Annotated in this window: 18 protein-coding genes; 8 read left to right on the forward strand and 10 right to left on the reverse strand. The window is 53.0% G+C overall.

Annotation, left to right across the window (positions count from 1 at the left end):
• Positions 1-80: 80 nt before the first annotated feature.
• Both ACMX25_RS37515 and ACMX25_RS37520 read left to right on the forward strand, forming a co-directional pair.
• Entirely contained in the window at positions 81-491 is a 411-nt protein-coding gene (locus tag ACMX25_RS37515) for an IS5/IS1182 family transposase (protein ID WP_062093255.1), read from the forward strand.
• On the forward strand, positions 401-898 hold the full coding sequence (locus ACMX25_RS37520) for an IS5 family transposase (protein ID WP_286162053.1): 498 nt from the start codon (positions 401-403) through the stop codon (positions 896-898). The genes ACMX25_RS37515 and ACMX25_RS37520 overlap by 91 nt, the downstream gene beginning before the upstream one ends.
• Before the next feature lie 72 nt (positions 899-970).
• Here the strand turns inward: ACMX25_RS37520 and ACMX25_RS37525 are convergent, their stop codons facing one another.
• The 7 genes from ACMX25_RS37525 to ACMX25_RS37555 all read right to left on the reverse strand — a co-directional run bounded on the left by ACMX25_RS37525 (position 971) and on the right by ACMX25_RS37555 (position 9923).
• Positions 971-2335 carry an MFS transporter gene (locus ACMX25_RS37525; RefSeq protein WP_414954925.1) on the reverse strand — a complete coding sequence of 455 codons (1365 nt, stop codon included), beginning with the start codon at positions 2333-2335 and terminating at the stop codon, positions 971-973.
• 285 nt (positions 2336-2620) lie between these two features.
• Entirely contained in the window at positions 2621-3727 is a 1107-nt protein-coding gene (locus ACMX25_RS37530) for a porin (protein WP_414954926.1), read from the reverse strand.
• Positions 3728-4253: 526 nt separating this feature from the next.
• Complete coding sequence (locus ACMX25_RS37535) at positions 4254-5825, reverse strand: MFS transporter (RefSeq protein WP_414954927.1); 1572 nt, start codon at positions 5823-5825, stop codon at positions 4254-4256.
• Positions 5826-6079: 254 nt separating this feature from the next.
• Complete coding sequence (locus tag ACMX25_RS37540) at positions 6080-6853, reverse strand: enoyl-CoA hydratase/isomerase family protein (RefSeq protein WP_414954928.1); 774 nt, start codon at positions 6851-6853, stop codon at positions 6080-6082.
• An 83-nt stretch (positions 6854-6936) separates the two neighbouring features.
• Positions 6937-7707 carry an SDR family NAD(P)-dependent oxidoreductase gene (locus ACMX25_RS37545; RefSeq protein ID WP_414954929.1) on the reverse strand — a complete coding sequence of 257 codons (771 nt, stop codon included), beginning with the start codon at positions 7705-7707 and terminating at the stop codon, positions 6937-6939.
• Positions 7708-7818: 111 nt separating this feature from the next.
• Positions 7819-8574, reverse strand: coding sequence for an SDR family NAD(P)-dependent oxidoreductase (locus ACMX25_RS37550; RefSeq protein ID WP_414954930.1), 756 nt, complete (start codon positions 8572-8574; stop codon positions 7819-7821).
• A 107-nt stretch (positions 8575-8681) separates the two neighbouring features.
• Positions 8682-9923, reverse strand: coding sequence for an NADH:flavin oxidoreductase/NADH oxidase family protein (locus ACMX25_RS37555; RefSeq protein WP_414954931.1), 1242 nt, complete (start codon positions 9921-9923; stop codon positions 8682-8684).
• 188 nt (positions 9924-10111) lie between these two features.
• Here ACMX25_RS37555 and ACMX25_RS37560 point away from each other — a divergent pair, with 188 nt between their 5' ends.
• Entirely contained in the window at positions 10112-10999 is an 888-nt protein-coding gene (locus ACMX25_RS37560) for a LysR family transcriptional regulator (RefSeq protein WP_414954932.1), read from the forward strand.
• Between the two features lie 39 nt (positions 11000-11038).
• Here ACMX25_RS37560 and ACMX25_RS37565 read toward each other — a convergent pair whose 3' ends face one another.
• Positions 11039-11479, reverse strand: a complete 441-nt coding sequence (locus ACMX25_RS37565) for a hypothetical protein (protein WP_414954933.1) — start codon at positions 11477-11479, stop codon at positions 11039-11041.
• 442 nt (positions 11480-11921) lie between these two features.
• Between ACMX25_RS37565 and ACMX25_RS37570 the strand changes: the two genes are divergently transcribed.
• From ACMX25_RS37570 to ACMX25_RS37580, 3 genes are all read left to right on the forward strand, one after another.
• On the forward strand, positions 11922-12191 hold the full coding sequence (locus ACMX25_RS37570) for a hypothetical protein (RefSeq protein WP_414954945.1): 270 nt from the start codon (positions 11922-11924) through the stop codon (positions 12189-12191).
• 590 nt (positions 12192-12781) lie between these two features.
• Positions 12782-13543 carry an SDR family NAD(P)-dependent oxidoreductase gene (locus ACMX25_RS37575; protein WP_414954934.1) on the forward strand — a complete coding sequence of 254 codons (762 nt, stop codon included), beginning with the start codon at positions 12782-12784 and terminating at the stop codon, positions 13541-13543.
• Between the two features lie 369 nt (positions 13544-13912).
• Complete coding sequence (locus ACMX25_RS37580; RefSeq protein ID WP_414954935.1) at positions 13913-15763, forward strand: flavin-containing monooxygenase; 1851 nt, start codon at positions 13913-13915, stop codon at positions 15761-15763.
• A gap of 511 nt (positions 15764-16274) precedes the next feature.
• On the opposite strand, the gene ACMX25_RS37585 is transcribed toward ACMX25_RS37580, so the two are convergent.
• Entirely contained in the window at positions 16275-17111 is an 837-nt protein-coding gene (locus ACMX25_RS37585) for an SDR family oxidoreductase (protein WP_414954936.1), read from the reverse strand.
• A 1573-nt stretch (positions 17112-18684) separates the two neighbouring features.
• On the opposite strand from ACMX25_RS37585, the gene ACMX25_RS37590 reads away from it, so the two are divergent.
• Both ACMX25_RS37590 and ACMX25_RS37595 read left to right on the forward strand, forming a co-directional pair.
• A complete protein-coding gene (locus tag ACMX25_RS37590; protein WP_414954937.1) occupies positions 18685-18999 on the forward strand; it encodes a hypothetical protein in 315 nt (104 codons plus the stop codon).
• Between the two features lie 14 nt (positions 19000-19013).
• Complete coding sequence (locus tag ACMX25_RS37595; RefSeq protein WP_414954938.1) at positions 19014-19868, forward strand: hypothetical protein; 855 nt, start codon at positions 19014-19016, stop codon at positions 19866-19868.
• Positions 19869-20095: 227 nt separating this feature from the next.
• Here ACMX25_RS37595 and ACMX25_RS37600 read toward each other — a convergent pair whose 3' ends face one another.
• A complete protein-coding gene (locus ACMX25_RS37600) occupies positions 20096-20548 on the reverse strand; it encodes a PaaI family thioesterase (protein ID WP_414954946.1) in 453 nt (150 codons plus the stop codon).
• Between the last annotated feature and the right edge of the window lie 78 nt (positions 20549-20626).

The raw sequence follows: 20626 nt of genomic DNA on the forward strand, positions 1-20626 counted from the left end.
CAGTTCAAAAAGAGCTCGGAAGGGCTGTTTACTTTTCCACGAAACGGTTAACCTTGGATACCTGAACAACGGATCAAGGAATGCCGGCACCTATCATCGATGACGAATTGTGGGCACTGATCGAACCGCTACTTCCACCGCCCAAACCGCGACGCCAGCGATACCCTGGAAGGTTGCCGGTCTCGGACCGTGCAGCACTCAATGGCATCCTGCTTGTGCTGAAGACAGGAATGCGATGGAACCATCTGCCGACCCGGTTGGGCTTCGGCTCTGGAGCGACTTGTTGGCGTCGGTTGCACGACTGGCAGCAGGCCGGGGTGTGGGACAAGCTGCACGGGCTACTGCTCGACAAGCTGCGCGAATCTGGCCAGCTCGATTTCTCATATGCGGCTGTCGATTCATCGTCCGTGCGAGCCGTTGGGGCGGGCCAAAAACTGGGCCAAACCCCACCGATCGCGCACGACCAGGGTCCAAACACCACGTCCTCGTAGACGCGAACGGCGTTCCTGTCAGCGTGATCGTGACCGGCGCGAACCGCAATGATGTCACGCAACTGCTGCCGCTGGTCGACGCTATCCCGCCGATTCGCGGCACACGCGGCCGACCGCTTCGCAAACCCAAGGTCATCTACGCCGACCGTGGCTACGACTCCGACTCGCATCGCCGCCAACTTCGCGAGCGTGGAATCAGACCGGTCATCGCCAGGCGCCGCACCGAACACGGCAGCGGTCTCGGCAAGTTCCGTTGGGTCGTTGAACGGACTCATTCGTGGCTCCATGGTTTCCGGCGTCTTCGCATTCGCTTCGAGCGCCGATCTGACATTCACGAAGCATTCCTCAAACTAGCCTGCTCACTCGTCTGCTGGAACATCTTCAGCCGAACTGAGCAGCCTTTTTGAACTGCCCTCTAATCGAAGAAGGGTCCTCTCTATTCGACACGAGAAAAACAAAGCCGCTTCTTACAAGAGCTATTACATCTCAACGGGGACACCGGATCGTTGGGTCGAGAAGGTCTGTAGGAACCTGTGGACAACACACGCGGCCACCGCAAATACCCCGAAAAAGCAGAGATAGGCTACCCGCAGTCGCAAGTCCCAGCTTCCTGCTCCGTGAAGAATTGAGCCGACGATGGCCACGCCCACCAGCGCCCCGATTTGACGATTCGCGTTTAACGCGGCGGCCGCACCGTTAGCGTAGTTTTTCCCTCCCATCTGCATTGTCATTGCAGTCATCGCAGGAATGGCTACACCTATTGCGAAGTATGAGACCGTGCAGAGAGAGAGCGTCACCATCAATGACGGTCTATGACCAACCAACGCGACGGCAAGAAAGCCAATGGATCCAAAAACCCACCCGCATAGCATTGTCTGCTTCAACCCTACCCGGCTCGAGAAGAAGCTCGAAAGGAGATTTCCTGAGGTCGCGGTGACCATGATGGGTAGAAGCAAGAGACCCGCTTGCAAGGGGTTAGCGGAATGCGCTTCTTGAAAATAAAGACCCAAAAAGAAAACTTGACCGAAGACCCCGAAGTTGTTCAGGAACCCAACGGCGTTAACGGCCAGGAAACCCGGAATAGAAATAAGCGCGCGCGGGATGATGGGATGAATGCCTCTGCGCTCGCGCCACACAATGCAAGCCACTGATGCAAAGGCAACAAGCGCGGCAAGTGCGACCGGAAACGAGAACCAACCGCGAGAGGGCCCCTCGATCAACGCGTAACTCAATGAGCCGAGACACAAGACACTCGAAGCATGGCCGACTAACGTAAGCGGCACGGGACGGGTCCTGACTGGCGAGATGTACAGTTGCGCCAGAACACCCCCTGCCAGCCCTATTGGAATATTCACCCAAAAGACGCTACGCCACCCAAAGATATGTATCAACATACCACCGACGAGCGGCCCCACAGACGCTGCGACGCCGACTAGTGCCGACCAAATGCCCAACATCTGCGCACGCTTTTTGTCATCTTCATATTGATGCGAAAGGAGGCTCAGAGAGCTCGGCAGGAAAAGAGCAGCCCCAGCACCTTGTATCAATCTAGCCACGATGAGTACGTCGCCGCTTGGTGCGGCTCCGCACAGCATGGAACCGGCTAGGAAAACGCCTAGGCCGAATTGATACACAACCTTTGCTCCGAAGCGGTCTGCGAGCGCGCCGCCGGCAAGAATCAAAGCGGCGAACGTAAGCGTGTATGCGTCGACAATCCATACGAGCCCCTCAAGAGGTACTCGCAGGCTCTTCTCGATATCAGGCAGTGCCACATTGACAGCAGTCACATCAATCATTGCCATGACAAAACCAGCGGCGAGTATTAAAAGTTTTAGCATTGGCATCGACGCAAAAGCATTGCTTTTCGGGTCCTAAGAAACTTCAATATTACGGAACAAGTAAGCGCCATTTGAGCTACTTTTAATTCTGTGCGCAAGCACGATCGCGTGATTGAATACGATGTGCGGCCTAAAACAGAATTCTCGATTTCATAACAATCTTACTTAGATGCCAACGAAGTACTGCTGCGAGATGACAAGTTATCGTCGTCCCCGCGATAGTTTGCATTGGGCTTGTGTGGAAGATAGATAGCGCCGCTGGCGCTGCACGCGTTTGTTTCTTTTAAACTTTTAAAAAAGATGCTGAATGCCTGCGTAAACGCCCGATTGACTATGACCAACGATCGGGTTATCGCTCGATGCCGACTCGCCTGCTGAGTTAGCGTTCAAGCCGAAGTTCGCACTTTTGCTGTTTTGGACGGTAGCGACCTGAATATCAAGGAGCGTACGCTTCGATAGATTATAGGTACCACCAACGGTGTAAGTGGTAGCGTTCCCTGAATTCTTATTGGTATTCACGTGGTACACAGCGGCCGTGAGCGCAGCAGCCGGCGTCGCTTGCCAGGTTATTCCACCCCATTCCTGATCAACAGATGTTGGCGAGATCCCATTAGAAGCTGGCGCACCGGCGGTTCTTAGTGCTTGGTATGCAGCCTGAACCTTAATTTGACCCAAAAAGACATTCATTGCCGCCGTGTATTCCCTTGAAGCAGTGAAGGGGTCAGTCAACTGGCCGGACTGTGCGTTGCGAATTTCATCGTAAATGCCACGGACTTGGAATAGGGACGATGTATAGGTCAGTTGAAGTCCGGCCCACCGTCCTTGGGTTGTGCTCCCATTTCCGTTCCAGTTCGTTGCGTTCGAGAACGCATACTGGCCGAATAGGTCGAAACCGGCGAGATTAGGAGACTGGTACGAAACTGTGTTGCTCGAGTGATTCCAGTTGCGACCACGCACGAGCGACGCGGAGGACCAGTTGGACTGTCCGAACGGGTCAAAATCCCAGACCCCATTCGAGATGAAGAGCTCTTTGCCAAGAAGAAATGTGCCGTATGCGTCGCTGGAAATGCCAACGTTCGCGAACCGATTAAACAAGCCCTCCGTACTCCCTCGCCCCGTCATCGTGTCAAAGCTTCCTTCCAGGTGGAAAACGGCAGCGTATCCACCGCCAAGATCCTCCTTGCCCTTTATGCCCCAGAGACTCGTTCCCCAATCTCCGCTCTCTGCCCGGATACGATGAGTGCTTCCGGTTGCAGCACCGTTGACACCAGCGCCTGTTGGCACGCCGCTCATATATTCAAGACCCGCGTCTACACGTCCGTACAGCGTTACGGTGGACTGGGCATGCGCGATTATTGAGATTGCGAACAGTGCTGCCACCAATGCTGTCTTCTTCATTCTCCGCTCCTAAGTTGTGGTGCGATCTATGTCGCCGCACCGTCTCCGACGCAATAACTATTATTTCCGTAATTGAGGGAACTTGATTGGCTAGCGTTGCGTACACAATCTGGATCGCCGCTCGGACACAGGATGTCTTCGAAACTGAACCGCCATCCAATTGCCCACTCTACGATCCCCATTACGTCATGCGGTTAATTGGCCATGTTCCAGCTAGGCCCAAGGGTTACTAAAAAATCTTAAAAAGATGCCTGCCCGCTGAGAGTTGGAGGGATACAGACGGGCAGGCCAAATGCCGCCTACAAATCGACAGGTGCGCGCCCATTTAACGCGATGACTTAAAAAGGAAGTAGGACATCAGGACCGCACACGACGCGCGTTTAGTAACGCCTAAGCAATAGAGCCAGCGTTGCTTAGCAAATCAAAGGGCGAACACTTTCGGCGATATTCCGAAAATCTGGGACGCAGCCGACGGTATTGCGTCATGTAGCTGCACTCTCCCATGCAATCGGCAGAGTCTTATAATTTACTTTTTGACAGCTGATGGTTTGACACCCATCAGCCAATAGGTCAGCAAAGAACCGCCTAGACCCACCGCGCCGGCAACTTTCGAGATGGTCATAAAGGCGCTGTACAGGCTTGCACGAGCAATCTGGATAAACGTTGATCTTTTATCTGGGTCAACGAGCGCAGCCCCGCCTTGGAAATCACCTTGACGGACGTGCTCCGCGAGGGCGCTCAAATTCGTCGGCACCCAGTTTGCGTGAGCGGCGAGTTCAGCAAATACACTACCGGTGCGGCTTGCCAAAATTGCTCCGAGGCCTGCAAACCCCAGCGCGACACCGACTTGGCGCATCGTTCCGCTGATGCCGGATGCCATCCCGCTGCGCTCAGGTGGCACGAGCCCCATGGCAACATTACTCATTTCGCCGTTAATCAATCCGGTGCCGCTACCAGACACCAAGGCCCCAATAATGAAAGCTGACCAGCTAGACTCCACAGTGCTCATCAAAAGCAAGAGCGAGCCGATCCCGACCAAAGCTTGGCCGAGACTCAGCAATGCGCGAGACGAGATACGCGTTGCAAGACGTCCGCCAACCGGACCCATAAAAAACAAAGGAATAGCAAACGGCAACACCGCGGCCCCCGCCTGCAATGGTGAATAACCGAGCGCTGATTGATAGTAGAGCGGGAAGTAGAGGAATAAGCCCCAAAACGCGATCGACAGAGCCACCGGTGGGATTGACGCGCCAACGAAGACTGCTTGTCGGAACAAGCTCACATCAAACATCGGGTAGATACGGCGGCTCTCGATTGCAACAAAAATAATGAACAACGCTATCGCGCCAACGAGCGACGCAACAATCTGGGTGCTACGCCAGCCCATGTCATTGCCACTGATCAGCGCGTAGACGAGCACAAAACATGCGGCAGTAAATGTCACGGTCCCCGCCCAATCCACCTTGTGGGCATTGACCTCCGCTGATTCACCAACCCACTTTATCGCGACGAAAATCAGTGCTACGGTGACGGGCACATTGATCAGAAATGCCCAACGCCACCCAAACGCAGAAATGATCAGGCCACCGAGAAATGGCCCCAATGCTGCGCCAATCCCAACTACTGCGCCGAAAATGCCAAACGCCTTCGCGCGTTCCGGACCCGAGAATTCGTGTACTAGCAACGGAAGTGCAGCGCTAAACATCACAGCGGCGCCCACACCCTGGATGCCGCGAGCAATGTTAAGGATCAACGTGTTTGGTGCTAGACCGCATCCCAGTGAGCTCAATGCAAACAGCGCCATTCCAATGACAAAGATGCGGCGCCTGCCAAATATATCGGCAAGTGCCCCACCTGCCAGTAGAAAAGCTGCAAACGTAAGTGTGTAGCCGTTCACGATCCATTGTAGGGCTTCGAAATTTGCGCTAAGGTCACCTTGGATAGCATGCAATGCAACAGCGACGACCGTATAGTCGAGCGGCAGCATAAACGTAGATACGCAGACGGCTATGAGCGTTGCGAGCTTTCGGGCCCGGTTACTTTGGATGCTTTGTGCGGTCCGCGACAACTCCGCACCTGAGGGAAAATCGTTAGGCATGTTGCACTCAAGAAGAAGGTTTGCGCGATGGTATTCGAGATACCCCCCACAGATAAACCCTATGTCGGGAACAACACCCCAGACGTTCGGTCAGCAATGCAATCTCCCTGCTCGACGAATGCCGCTAATGCAACTCGTCGGAACACACGGATAACAACGAGTTCTTAGGAGATGGGCTGCCTTGGACCACCACGGTCCTTTTCAAGGAGAACCGCTCTTTACGGCATTATTCGGGGCGCGATTTCAAAACATTGCTACTTCGCGCCGGTGGCCTGATATGCCAAATCAGCTGCAGACATTGCTTCGAGCGCCATGCCATAAGGAACGTCCGCAATAATCCGGCGGCGAATGCGTTGGTTTAGCGTCTGCTTTTGCAAAGCGAGATAAAGTGGGGGACGCGCTGCAAGCCCCTTCGCGATCTCCTGCGCACGGGCATAGACCTTCGCCGGAGGCAGAACCTCGCTTACGACGCCCCACTTCTCTGCAGTAGCTGCGTCAATTACAGCACCGGTCCAAAGGAGCCATTTTGCTCGCGCCGTACCTATGCTTTCTTCCCACACCACCTGAACGCCGTCGCCAGCACTTAAATTAAAAGCTGGATGTGCCGGATCCCCGTAAGTTGCTGTCTCCGACGCAATGTGGATATCTGCCAGCAGAAGGTACTCTGTGTGCAACGTCGCGGGTCCATTCGCCACACCAATTATGGGAATGGGAAGATCAACAAGGCGCTGGAGGACCTTAATTCCTTCGCTTCGGATTGTGCTTTCCCAGTGCGCCGGTTTGAAGACCTCGCCCAAGCTATCGCCGTCCAGTTTTTCCATAAATACGTCGCCCGTTCCGGTCAGGATCATTACCTTGTTATCCCGGTCTAACGCGATTTCTTCAAGGAGTGCTGGAAAATCTCTGTGGGTCTCGCCCGTAAAAACAATCGGTCCCCCGTCCGTGTGGAATCGGACCGTCAATACGCCCTCGTCCGTCCTATCGATTGCAAAGTTACTGTATTTTGTAAAATATGAACGTGTTGACATGACCTGCGCCTTAATGTGAAAGAGAGGATGAAAATTAATGGAGAAGACGGGGATGCCCAGTGCCTCTACCGTCTCTTTCCGAGCTATTGAGCGATGAATCCGCCATCAACCGCGATTGATGCTCCCGTCACGAATGATGCCGCGTCAGATGCAAGCCATGCAATCGCCTCAGCAATCTCATCCGGTTCACCTAGCCGTTGAATAGGCTGTCCTGCAGTGAGCTTTTCAACCCATCCGGGATTCTCTGCCACAATCTTTTGGACCATGGGCGTGTTGATCGTTCCAGGCAAAATAGCATTCACACGAATACCTCGTCCGGAATATTCAATTGCTGCGGCTTTAGTAACACCGATTACGCCATGCTTCGAGGTGATGTACGCTACTTGGCCGACCTGTGCGACAACGCCCGCTACGGAAGACATGTTCACAATCGAACCGCCGCCAGTCTTCAGCATTGCTGCCACCTCGGCGCGCACGGCGATATACATACCTGTTAAATTGACACCGATGACCTTGTCCCACGTCTCTTTGTCAGACTCGGCGATCTCTGTACCGCCAATCGCAATACCCGCGTTATTGACCGCGATGTCAAGGCGACCGAACGTAGATAACGTTTTGTCCACAAGTGATTTAAACGATGCTTCATCGGCGACATCGACTTTTACGAATACAGCGTTCGTGCCAATGATTGCTGCTGTCTCTTTGCCACCGTCTTCCTTAAGATCCGCAACGACTACCTTTGCCCCTCGCTGGGCGAGAAGCAGCGCCGCAGCACGACCGATCCCGCTTCCCGCCCCAGTAACGATCGCTACTTTTCCTTCAAGCGAGGTTTTATTGTCTACAAATGTGGTCATCACATATCTCCATTTTCAAGCGGACAGTCCAGAAACGAATAGTTTCTCCATTGTCTACTACTTCGTTGTGCAAATTGTTTAGCGAAAGCTAACTTAAGAAGTTACCTTTTCTCACTGGGCTGTGAACCCACCGTCTACTGGGATCGACGCGCCGCTGACAAAGGACGCTGCGTCTGACGCAAGCCAAGCCACAGCTTCCGCGGCGTCTTCTGGTTCGCCAAGTCTTTGAATTGGGATTGCAGCCTTCAGAGCCTTTGCTAAGTCGGGGCTCTCCGCAAGCATGCGCTGGACCATCGGAGTATTCGTCGGCCCCGGAAGTACAACATTAACTCGAATGTTTTGACCGGAATACTCGACCGCGGCAGCTTTGGTCAACCCGATGACTCCATGCTTCGCAGGTACGTATCCGGGTTGACCAGGTTGGGCAACAATTCCCGCTACGGAGGACATGTTGATAATGGATCCACCCCCGGTCGCAAGCATCGCAGGAATTTCTGCACGCATAGCGAAAAACATTCCCGTCAAGTTGATGCCCAAGACTCGATCCCAAGTTTTGGTATCGACATCTGCGAAATTAGCGCCTGTCAGATAGATGGCAGCGTTGTTGTGCGCGATATCGAGGCGCCCGAAAGTTTCAACCGTTTTGTCGACAAGCTCCTGGACCGATCGCTCATCGGAAATATCAACGCGAACAAAAACAGCCTGCTTGCCGATGAGTTTGACGGTTTCATTGCCGCCTTCTTCGTCAAGGTCTGCGACGACGACTCGCGCGCCACGTGCGGCCAGCAGGCGCGCGCTCGCTCTACCGATACCGCTCGATGCCCCCGTCACCAAAGCGACCTTTCCTTCCAAAGATAATTTGCTCATATCCGTCTCCTTTCTCAGTCGTGACTGGTAGTCGTTAATAACGATGCTTTAGCAGGGCGAACTCGACGTAAAGATACCGCTTTGGTATATGTCCACCCTGGTCCGATTTACCGCCGGTTCTCAAGCAACATCTCGAGATTGTTCTTTTCAATAGACTGGAACTCTGAGGTAGCCGAATCACTGTCCAGTCCTAGTTCCGGCTCAAGCCCGTCCGCCAGACGTTCCAACTGAATGTTGTTCCAGGCGAGAATCTCCATCAGTGTCGATGGCGCAGCAGATGCTGGCGCGCCCTGCGCGTCGCCTGAAAGAATGCGCCTTGGCAGATCCGGGTCAGCAATCAAAGGACGGCCGAGCCCCACAATGTCCAGGTCGCCTCGGGACAACGCATCTTCCATGGCTGCCGCTGTTCGGAATCCTCCCGTCACCATAATCGGCATCTTGGCAACCGCTTTGACACGACCTGCAAACTCAACGAAATATGCCTCGCGTTTCAAGGTACTTTCTCGCGGAACATCATCGCCCTCGTCCTGAGTAATCACGCCCATGACCTTCGGCTGCTCGAGCGATCCACCTGATAGTTCGATCAAGTCGAGACTTGTCGAATTGAGAGCTTTGACTAATTCAACGCATTCGGCGTTAGTAAAGCCGCCCTTTTGGAAGTCCGATGCGTTGAGTTTGATTGCCACCGGAAAACCATGCCCCACTGCGCCCCGCACTGCCGCAATCGTCGAAATTAAGAATCGCGACCGATTCTCTAGCGACCCGCCCCATTTATCTGTTCGTTTGTTTGTGCGCGGATTTAGAAATTGTGAAATCAAATAACCGTGCGCCGCGTGCAACTGAACACCGTCGAACCCAGCATCGCGAATCCGGCTCGCGGTAAATGCAAATTGCGAGATGGCGTGTTCTATGTCAGCCTCTTTCATCTCGCGCGGTGGCGCAAATAATTTGCCGATACCGCGCACCGCCTCAACCTCTACGGCTGAAGGTGCCAAGGGTTCATTGTTGAGCGTCCCCATCACTTGTCGCCCGGTGTGACTAATCTGCGCCCAAAATTGAGCGCCTCCCGACTTACCCGCTGCCGCCAACGCTGCGAGTTCCTTCAATCCGCTATCATCATCGACGACGACATTGAGTGGTCGTTCCAGGTGCCAGCGATCTACTTGGATATTTCCAGAGAGCAATAGCCCCGCGCCCGATCCCGCCCAGCGGCGGTAGAGAGTTTCAAGCCGCGGGGTGGACCGATTGAAGGCGTCCGCCATTCCTTCGCTCATAGCAGCTTTAGCGAAGCGATTCTTTAGCGTCACGCCGCACGGCAACTCGATCGGCTGAGAAAGAAGATTTGTCATAGTGAAATCCTGTTGTTGAGATTACATAGCGTCGGCCGATCAAGAATTTTCGTCTTCGCCGGACCCGTTGGAATCATCCTATTGCAGGAAAAGAGTTTTAAAAACCCGTGACGTGGAATAACATTAACGACTCGCAGTCATCAATTACGCTTCTTAAGAATCGGTGAAAGCTAAAAAAGGGACACAAGATGGACTTCACAGCTGTGTCGGCGTTTGTACACGCCGCCGAGCATCGGAGCTTTACCGAGGCGGCAAACAAGCTTGGTTTGACCGCATCGGGCGTGAGCAAAGCAATTTCGCGACTAGAGGAAGATTTAGGCGTAACGTTGTTGCGGCGCACTACTCGCAGCATCAGCCTGACTGCGGATGGAACTATCTTTTTCGAGCGCTGTAAGCAGATTCTTGCCGACCTCGAGGACGCTCGTCTTGCTGTCAGTGAAACGACGCCAGAACCCCATGGGAAGCTCAATGTGACCATGCCGGTCGTATTCGGCCGGCTTCTGATCATTCCAAGGCTAGTGGGACTCCTGGACCGCTATCCGAGCTTGGCGGTTGATGCGAGCTTGACGGATAGGGTCGTCGATCTAGTCGAGGAAGGTATCGACGCCGCTATCAGGATTGGCGATATTCCTGACGGGCGGATGGTCGCTCGTCGAATTTCTACCACGAAGATGGTGGTCTGCGCGTCCGCCGAATATTTTCACAAAGCGGGTCGCCCGAAAACAGTGGAAGAACTGAATCGTTTTGCGTGTGTCGCTTACAGGTACCCGGGGAGTGGCAGATTAATGCCTTGGAAGATTGGAGATCGACTCTCATCCCCGTTTTTGCCAACCGGTCGTTTTCATCTTGACAACGGGGACTCGCTGGTCGATGCGGCATTGGGACATGCGGGCATCGTCTACCTGCAGGACTATATGGCTGCCCCGCATGTTGCGTCGGGGCGCCTAGAAACGATTTTCGACGGAATGACCACGGAGGAGTTCGGAGTCTACGCAGTGTATCCCCAGAACCGTCGTCTTTCGCAGAACGTTCGCGCTCTTGTGGACTATCTGGTTGAAGCGTTCTCATCAGATTGAACCGCTACGGATTATGCCTCTCGCGGAACAGAACTTCAGTCAAGCCGTCGTGTCGATTTGAGTGCCCTTCAGGTCTAGTTTTAGGCTTTGAGGCTGTGATGCGGGTTCAGGGACGTTGACTTGAACCGGAGAGGCAGCGGAAAGGTCTTGAGACTGCGCTTTAGCAGTCTGTACTTGAAGCAGGACGCTTTGTGCTTTCGACGCCGAAAATGTGGCCGCCCCAACATTGGTAATTTTCGTAACGGTGCTTTCTAACGACGCAATCTGGCTGGAAAGCAACGTTGCCATCGCTTGCGCTGCTGGCGAACCTCCCGCAGCCTTCTCAGCCGCTTTAAGTTTGACGCCCAACTGCTTGATATCCTTCTGTATCTTTTGAACGTCCGTTGAGCTCGCGGCATCATTCTCTTGGTCGCGTGAGGTGCCGTCCGAGAACGGATCGTAGGCCGCACTTCCAAATTGGCTATTGGATTGAATTTTCATCGTTAACTCTCGCGTTAAGGGACTCTGTTTAACGGCTAATTTCCATTTTTCTTTACATTAACAAGAGTTTTAGCGACAACCTGCTTGCAAATTCCCGTCTAAGTAAGACATAGCTGGGTGTCACCCGACGTCCCGGATGCACTAGTTCAGGCACAAAGATCTTAGCTAGCTGCTGACGCCCAAAATATTGTCCGCAGTTCGCTCACTCGCAACGCTCCAGCCGCTGCGCAGATCTTAGAAGTTATTGCCTTGGGGATCAGGTAAGCACGTCGCACCTGCAGATTGTTACTGCATAGCAAAAAAGAGAGTTCAAGCTGCTGCGCACAAATTTCACTCGGTTACATCGTAAACTACATTTCGATCGACATTGAAAAGCGTGCGCCGCTCTTCGTCGTGAGGATACGCATCAGTCTGAAATCTACCGAGGTATATTAAAATGTCAATGAAGACTATTTTCATCCTGCTTTTAGTTCTATCTGCATCGATGGCTGAGCCTGCTATTGCGAGCGGATACGGCCCCGCACCATTCCATCGGCCGATGGATGGCGCTCCGACGTCTCAGAGAGGTCAAAGTACACAGACCGTAGCGGCCGAGCAACGGGAAAACTCTGCTGCGACCGAACCGGCATACGGGGGCGCCGTTTCCGAATCAACACGTTCGGGTACTCGACTGCAACCTGCAGAAAATCGAAGCATCTATTCTAAGCACTAGTCAAACTTCTATCTAGGGCATATGGACCGCGATTACTCAGTTCGTCTTGAGCGATCGTGGTTCATTGAGGGATGGGTGTACGACCTGCGATGATGGACGTCGCCAATGCCACTCGATAATTCGATCAACTGCCCGGGTCCTACCATTTGCGGTTAGCTATAAGAGACTCCATCGTTCATAAGGTCGAAGATCTATAGGTTACCGGCGACGTCGGCATTTTGGTTCTAACGGACAACGCAATCATTTGCGCCATACCGCGTGCCGTACTTTGGTAAAGCGATTACTGAGAGCTGTGTTTTGCTGCCTAGGCTGCTGGACGGATCTTGTGGTCGTTACTTTGTCAACGAACGTTCTCTATTTACACGTTAATAGGTATGTTTTTCTTAACCAATATCTCGATAGGTGGCGTTATCTAAACAATACCAGACGATGAAGCTCGCGCGGGTGACTAGAAGAAATTCGTACCTACAAAATTCGAACCTCAGTCCGAGCAACTTCGTTTAAAATGCATGCAACCTTTCAAGCCGTGCTACCGTTCTCCTTAAGATTTAAGATATCGTAGATTTCTTAATAAACGAGGGGAAAGCAAGTTGCGGAATTTCAAAGGAAAGTCAGCGTTTGTCACTGGAGCCGCTAGCGGTATTGGGTTTGCGATAGCAGAAGCGTTAGGACGCCAGGGAATGAACGTGATGTTGGCCGACATCGAGGCCGAAGCACTGAATGCAGCAGTTAAAAATCTACGTGCTAAGCAAATAAACGCTGAAGGGATTGTGACCGACGTGTCGCGCAGAAATTCCGTGAAAGATGCTGCGGCAGAGACAGTACGAATCTTCAACAAGGTTCATCTTGTCTGTAACAACGCTGGCGCGGCCCCTACCGGACCACTAGGATCAATGAAGGCCCTTGATTGGGATTGGGCAATCGACGTCAACGTGAAAGGGGTGATCTTCGGGATGGAAGAGTTTGTACCTCTTATCCAGGCTCATGGCGAAGGGGGTCACATTGTCAATACCGCATCGCTTGCGGGACTTGTTGGGGCGCCCGAGGTTGAGGCCTATAGTGGCACCAAGCATATGGTCATCGGCATGAGTGAAGGATGGGCAAGCCAGCTCGCCCCTTTAAAAATCGGGGTATCGATATTGTTGCCCGGCTTGGTGAATACAAACATCTACACCAGCGTTAGAAACAAGACTGAAGCATATGGCGGGGATCCTTCAAACGATTCGACCTCGAAGGCCTCCGAATACATTGCGGAGTTGATCGCCCAAGGGGCGATCCCAGATCTGGAAAAACAAGGCTTACCTGCAAGCTTAGTTGCGGAAATGATGCTCCAAGGGCATCCGCGCGGATGAGCTATACATCATTACGCACCCTGAATTTCGGTCGGTCGTCGAAGAAAAATTCGAGCGAATTCTGAGCGGTTTCAGCTTCTCCGAAAAAATTCGTGCGGCCTTGGCGACAAATGCCGGACGCCGGACGCTAGGGTTGTAGCTACCTGAGACTAGATCTCTGGAAAGCGCGCCCACGTATCGAGAGCGATTACGGCAAGCACGAGCACAACACGTTCGCCAATGAGCGGCGGTCCGGAGACGCCAGATTCTCGTTAGGTCGAGCAGCGGAAACGGCTCCATGCGAGCGATCGGATTCAGCCATAGCGGCCAAGCCGCAGCCACCAAACCGAACCGAGTTGATCATCGGTCTTTGCTCTAAAGAGAAAAAGCATGAAGGATAGCAGTCCGGTATATATATCCAGCAAGCAAGAAAGTTTAAGTGTCGACCTCGAAGCTGTTCGAGATAAGTATCGGGCTGAACGTGAACGACGGATAACAGGCTTGGGTTCAGCTCAATTCCTTGAGGTCTCAGGTGACCTAGCGCACTTCGAGGAAGTCGATCCTTATGCAGAAGGGAGCTTCACGCGCGAGGCAATCGATGAGGTCGTAGAGGTGGTAGTGATCGGCGGCGGTTTCAGTGGAATGCTAGCCGCCGCTCGACTTAAAGAAAGCGGCGTTTCGGACTTGAGAATCATCGAAGCAGCTTCGGATTTTGGGGGAACCTGGTATTGGAATCGCTATCCAGGAGTGCGATGCGATATTGAGTCGTACTGCCACATTCCTCTTCTCGAGGAGCTTGACTACGTTCCTAAGGAAAAGTACTCTCCGGGTGCCGAAATTTTTGAGCACTGCAAGAATATCGGAGAGCACTACGATTTATATACAAACGCACTATTCCAGACTCGGGTCAGGGAGGTTCGCTGGGATGAGGGCCTAAAACGTTGGCAAATTTCTACGAATCACGGCGATCACATCAGGGCTCGATTTGTCGTCATGGGACTTGGCACGACAAACCGGCCGAAGTTGCCAGGAATCGAGGGAATCGACAGTTTTCGCGGGAAGATGTTTCACACAAGCCGATGGGACTATGGTTACACGGGCGGAGACGTAGACGGCCGCTTAACGAAATTGTCAAATAAGCGTGTCGCAATCATCGGAACCGGCGCATCCGCGGTTCAGGCTATTCCGCACCTGGCAGCGTCTGCCCAGCACCTATTTGTTTTTCAACGCACCCCCTCCTCCGTCGACGCCAGAGGAAATAAGCCTACCGATCAAGAATGGGCGAACTCGCTCAAGCCAGGTTGGCAAAAAGCACGGCGAGAACACTTCAGCGACGTCGTCGAGGGCAAACCGGTTGATGAAGACCTTATACAGGATGGCTGGACGCACATTTTCCGCAATGTGATGCGCGTTCCTGATCTTGACATTGCCGGTGCGTCATCGGAGGAAGTCGCGAGAAGGATTCGTGATTTGATGGAAGTCGCAGATTTCGAGCAAATGAACTCGATACGGGCTCGCATAGACGAGAGTGTGGAAGACAAGGGCACCGCAGAGAAGCTCAAACCATGGTACAGGCAAATGTGCAAGCGGCCGACCTTCAGCGACGACTATCTCCCGGCCGTCAACCGCAAGAACGTCACTCTCATTGACACCAGTCCGATGAAAGGCGTTGAGAGGATTACGAAATCAGGTGTCGTGGCCAATGGAGTTGAGTACGCGGTCGATTGCATCATTTTCGCGACCGGATTCGAAATCGTAAGTGAAATTCGGCGGCGCATTGGCTTTGACGTCTTTGGACGCAACGAGCGATCCCTCAACGACTACTATAGAACCGGACTTCGAACTTTCCATGGCCACTCGACCCGGGGCTTCCCAAATTGGTTTTATCTCGGATTCTCTCAGAACGCGGTATCCATTAACGTCACTGCTGCGCTTGAAGATCAGTCAAAACATATTGCTTACATCATCAGCACGTTACGAGATTTGGGTGCTACGACGGTCGAACCATCGTTGGCCGCTGAGGAAGGATGGGTTCAAGTTATACGTGATATGTATGTCGTCGACGACGGCGGCTTCCAGGCAAACTGCACGCCAGGGTATTACAACGCCGAGGGCGTAGTACCAAGATCCGCGATTAAGAACGGCACGATTTTCACGGGTGGTGTCAACGAGTTCAATGCGTTGCTGCGCGTTTGGCGGGATGAGGGGAAGTTGGAAGGCTTACAGATTGGTTTTTCTTAAATAACCTGCAAAATTACGCTAGGAAGCTCTGGCGTCAGCGTCGTGGATCGCTGTAAGCTTTAGCGAACAGAATTTAACAAAATATCAGAAATGATTCGCCAGACACTAGCGTCGTGATAGATGGGATTCTTGCTTTGAACTGGCCTTCTCGGCTGCGACCAGAAGAGTCTTGCGTTCTGACGAATTCAAGACTCTTCTTAGTCGTGGAAACAGATTTGCCCCTGAAACGAACACGATTCGGATAAGACCTCCGTTTTCATCGATGCCGATAATGAACTAGGTCCGCTTGTCGCGATGGATAGGAAGGCAATCGCGAGAGGATTGGATGTTCCTCCTGACAAAAACACAAGCGATCGAAGAAAGATTCAGTTGCCTCTGGCTTCCGAGCAATGTTGTGGCTGCATGAGATTGTCGCTGTTGAGCGACGCCCGCCATAGATGCAATCTCGCAGCATGACGGGACGGTCGCATGGTGCGCAAGTATCGCGTCGTGATGATTTAGCACATGGAAGTCAGGCGACAACATCGGTCGAGTAGGCCAGTTCTTTCTGGGCGGTCAATGCAGTCAACCGCTCCTGAAGCTGGCGGTGAATACCATCAAACGCATCGCGTCCTAGTGTAATTCGGCGCGGCGCAGGTTCCTGCTCGACGCTCGAGATCATGATGTCAACCATTCGGTCCGGATCGCCCGGCGACTGACTGCTCGGGTCCTCGAATAAGCGCCGTGGGTTGCGCGCCGGCGATATGTCGTAGGCATCAATCTTGGGCGGCAACTCCGCGCTTCGATGCCGAAAGTCTGTTCTAGCCGCGCCAGGTTCGACTATGGTGCAGCCAATGCCAAAGGGTGCGACCTCCTGACTTACCGAATCGACGAACCCTTCAATCCCCCACTTGCTCGCATGATATAGCGAGCTTCCGGGGAAAGCCGCCTGTCCGTGCATCGATGACAGCTGGATAATTCTCCCACCGCCCTGCCGACGAAGATGAGGCAGCGCTGATCGAATCAGTTGGATGCAGCCGACTAGATTCGTGTTGATTTGATGAAGGACCTGATCGTCCGATACCTCCTCTGCGGCCCCGAACAGTCCGTATCCGGCATTGCTCACGATAACGTCTATCGTCCCAAAGGCGTCGAACGCGCCATCGACGACTGATCGAATGGAGGTAAAATCGGTCATGTCGAGCTCGGCACCGCGAAAACGGTCTGGATACGTACTTACAAGATTTTCGACCGCTTTGATTTTCCGCACGGTACCGAAAACACGGTCACCCCGGTTGAGCAACTTTTCGACCATGAGTCGTCCGAAGCCGCTGTTTACACCGGTGACAAGCCAAGTTTTCTGAGCCATATATTTTACCCCTGATATGGGCCACCGTACAATCCGGCGTGCTCGCCCTTTGATCCAACTAGGTCACGCGTAAAGTAGCTCGATTAACTTGGAGAGCTATCGTTGTTAATCTTTACATCGTGGAAGGTGTTCCGCGGACTTAAGATATCACGTGTTGAGTATTTTGTTTCATCAGTGGAAAACCAACCTAAGCCTGCAAACTGCTCTTAGATGCGACCCCAAGCGCCAAACGTGGGCCGCGGTCAAATTTTTGTTAATAAACCGGACACCAGAAATCACGCCAGTACCAACCGCGCACAATCTAAGCAACGAAATAGCAAGTGCACGAAGCGCTGAGAGGCGTCTATCGGGAACATCGCTGCCAAAAATGGAGACGTGCTCAACAACGCGATATAGGCTCTCAGCGCCATCCATCCGTCGAGCCGTCCGGACTGCGCCTTCACAAGGTGGATTTCCCCGAGCCACCGATCGGGCGCTGGTGACCATTGAACGCGACATTAACCGATGGAGCGAAAGAGCGACTACTGTCCGCTGGCAACCAAGGCATTCTAGTACCGCGAGAGTACACACATGCGCTCGTCCCGTCCGGCTCGATCCGGCAAGGAGCGGGCGCATATCTGACTTGTTAACACCTTCATCGCGATAAGAACACTTCATCAAGATGGTTTCAGGGTTTTTGGGGCACGACCACCAACCGACGAGTCGTGCATATCTACCGTTGCGCCGTCACGCAGAACCGCTTGCATGCCATGCTTGCAATCAACCCCTGCCGTGACCGTGAGTCTCAACATTCGATCGATTCCGAAATGTCAGGCGCTGCCAACACGACTTTCCAGAACGAAGTCTTTCTACTTCTACAATCAACAATCGTCCTTTTTTATAGGGCAAAACATCCCCTAAAGGCTCCGGCTATCCCATCCTTCAGAGCTGACCTTTTGACGATGAAGCAGTATTGCCATCCGTACAGAGACGCTGCGGTCGAGAACCTTCGCCACGGCACTATAAGATTATTCGAGACATGTACGTCCCGCCGCTCCCCGTCTTCTCGCGAGCACCCAGGGTGCGCCCGGACTTCTCGCTCGGTGCATAGCGTGGACAGCGAGGTGTCTAGCCTCTGCTTCCGCGGTCAATGTAGATATGTATTTCATAAGGTTTGAATCATCGTTTTTTTCGAATGTCTCAGAGCAATCGGGCGGCAAGCTGCAATAGAGCATGATTCACATCTAGTCATGTCGCGGCCTTACGTTACTCCGAAACTGCAGACACGGCGTGGCCGAAGCATCTGCCAAAATTCAAGTGCAGCACCTCCTTAATCTGCTCAAAATTTGGAGAAAATTGCGCCACTTCGGCAGGTTTGTTAGTCATTAGCAAACAATAACGACTACAATCACTCCCATGTTCGGACGATGCAAAGGAGCTGATGCACATGAGTCAAGCGCAGGGCCGAGACTCTAGATTTCCGCGGAACGAGTCGCACGCCAAAAACCAGCGGTCGATGTCCCAAACAGTAAGAGCCGATAAGCCATACGTTCGACCCCCGGTCGCGCTAGATCCCACTCAATTCGCATCAATCGTGAAGACCGGAGCTTTCAAGTATCTGGTAGAAGCTGTCGGCGCCGAGCACGTGGCCCTGGCGTTGAATATCAATATGGTGCGTTTGGACGAATTGTCGAAAGGACAACGTTTTAATTCTGAGACAGCGTTCCATATGGAGCGGACGCTCGGGTTACCTGATGGCGATTTTGACCAAACGAATCCCGTTCTGGACAGTGCGGCGGTGGCCAGGTTAAAGGCGTCCGTTCATGATGCCGACCGCGATTTAGACTTCGAAACACAAGGTAATGAGACAACAAGCGCCGTGGCTAAGGCACTGTCGTCGTCAATCTGATAGGGGATGATGAGATGCGCAAAAAGAATCCTGCTTCGCTTGAAACTGCAAAGCCAGGCAACGGTAAGCCCTTTGCCACTCAAGGCGTAGGTGCAAAACGAGTTCCTGCAAAGGCCAGCCACAGCGCTGTGCCTTCCGCGAAAAAGAAGCCCCGAGCTTCGCCCAGTGCACAGGAGTTGAGCTTGCACGAGATACGACGAGCAAACTTGCACATTCTGACAGCTCGCAAGGGCTCGAAAGCAGCATTGAGCACCGTCACTGGCTTAAGTTCGGCAAATGTCGCCCATCGACTTCATGGACAGAAGCGCTTGAACGACATTGAAGCAAATCGACTCACATCCGCGCTTTCATTGCCCGACGGATGGTTGGACTCGCCGCATGCCGAGATTGACATTCCGTCTGCGACCTTGAAACTACTCGCACCATCTTCCCGCGCTGGCGGAAAAATAAGCGCGAATCTCGTGGCCGCTAAAAAGTCGATAAAACAACAAAGTTCCTCCGGTGGCATTGACCGCGATAGCGCTACGGCAGCGGGACCCGGCGCCGTGCTTGCAGTAGCTGGCGCTAAACGGAAATACCAACGACGAACGCCTCAACTGAATGGCGATCAAGGTGTGCTTGAACCTGCCACATTGGGCGTTACGCTCACGCCAATAGGCGAAATGATGGATGGCAATGTGCATAACGATCTGTCGCCACCACGTCGCATGGCTCGAGGTGTCCGTTCTTCGATTGATATCAACGAGGACACACACGGAATTGAGCCGGTGGCCGAAGCGCTTATCAAAACACTTGTCTCAAAAGCGCGGGCGGGTTTGCTGGACGAAATGAAAGCAATGGAAATTCTTCAGACCGCACTCAGACTTTGAACCGTATGGCCGGCGCCTACAATGAATCTGATGGGGGAGCCGGTCCCTAACAAAAGTTAATAATGAACCGAAATGGGTAACAAGACCTTGAGTTCGCGCGCTCGGGCGATTGCGTTCTAGCTAGCCACGGCAATTGCATAAAGGTGTTTTTAGCAACGTTACTAACGGCCAAATTGGCTCCCCATGCATCTCGTTTTTCAAGAGCTCGCTAGCTGTTTTCGCGCTCGTCAAGTTTCCAGAATCGAAGTAATGATCAACGACGAAGTTGCCGAGGCAATCAGTTTACCTTTGTCATCAAAAACCTTTCCCTCGGAAAATGCTGCTCGTCGACCCACCGATAATATTCGACCTTCGGCTCGAAGATGACCTGTCGTAAGTGTTACCGGACGATGGTAGGAAACCTTAAGCTCGAGAGTCGTATAAACGGTCTTAGGCGGCAACATACTGTGCACGGCGCAACCACATGCAGTATCCAAGACAACAGCCAAATAGCCGCCTTGGATAATCCCTGCGGGGTTGAGATGACGCTTTCCGGGCCTAGCCTCCACCGCCACTAGCCCTTCCTCGGCGGCTACAAGTGCGATGTCGAGTGTTTCGTGTATGGCGGGCTGTAAGCCGGCAGAAATCAAGGCTAGAAGCTGCTCGATTCCTGACAAAGTTGAGTCCAGCTCTGACAACATATTCACTTGTTTTCCTTTGCACGTTCGTTGAGCGGTTACAGGAAGAGCGAGCGATCCTGCAGCGGCTCGAAGTTACAT

This window comes from Caballeronia eucalypticola (assembly GCF_047608185.1).
Taxonomy (GTDB): Bacteria; Pseudomonadota; Gammaproteobacteria; order Burkholderiales; family Burkholderiaceae; genus Caballeronia.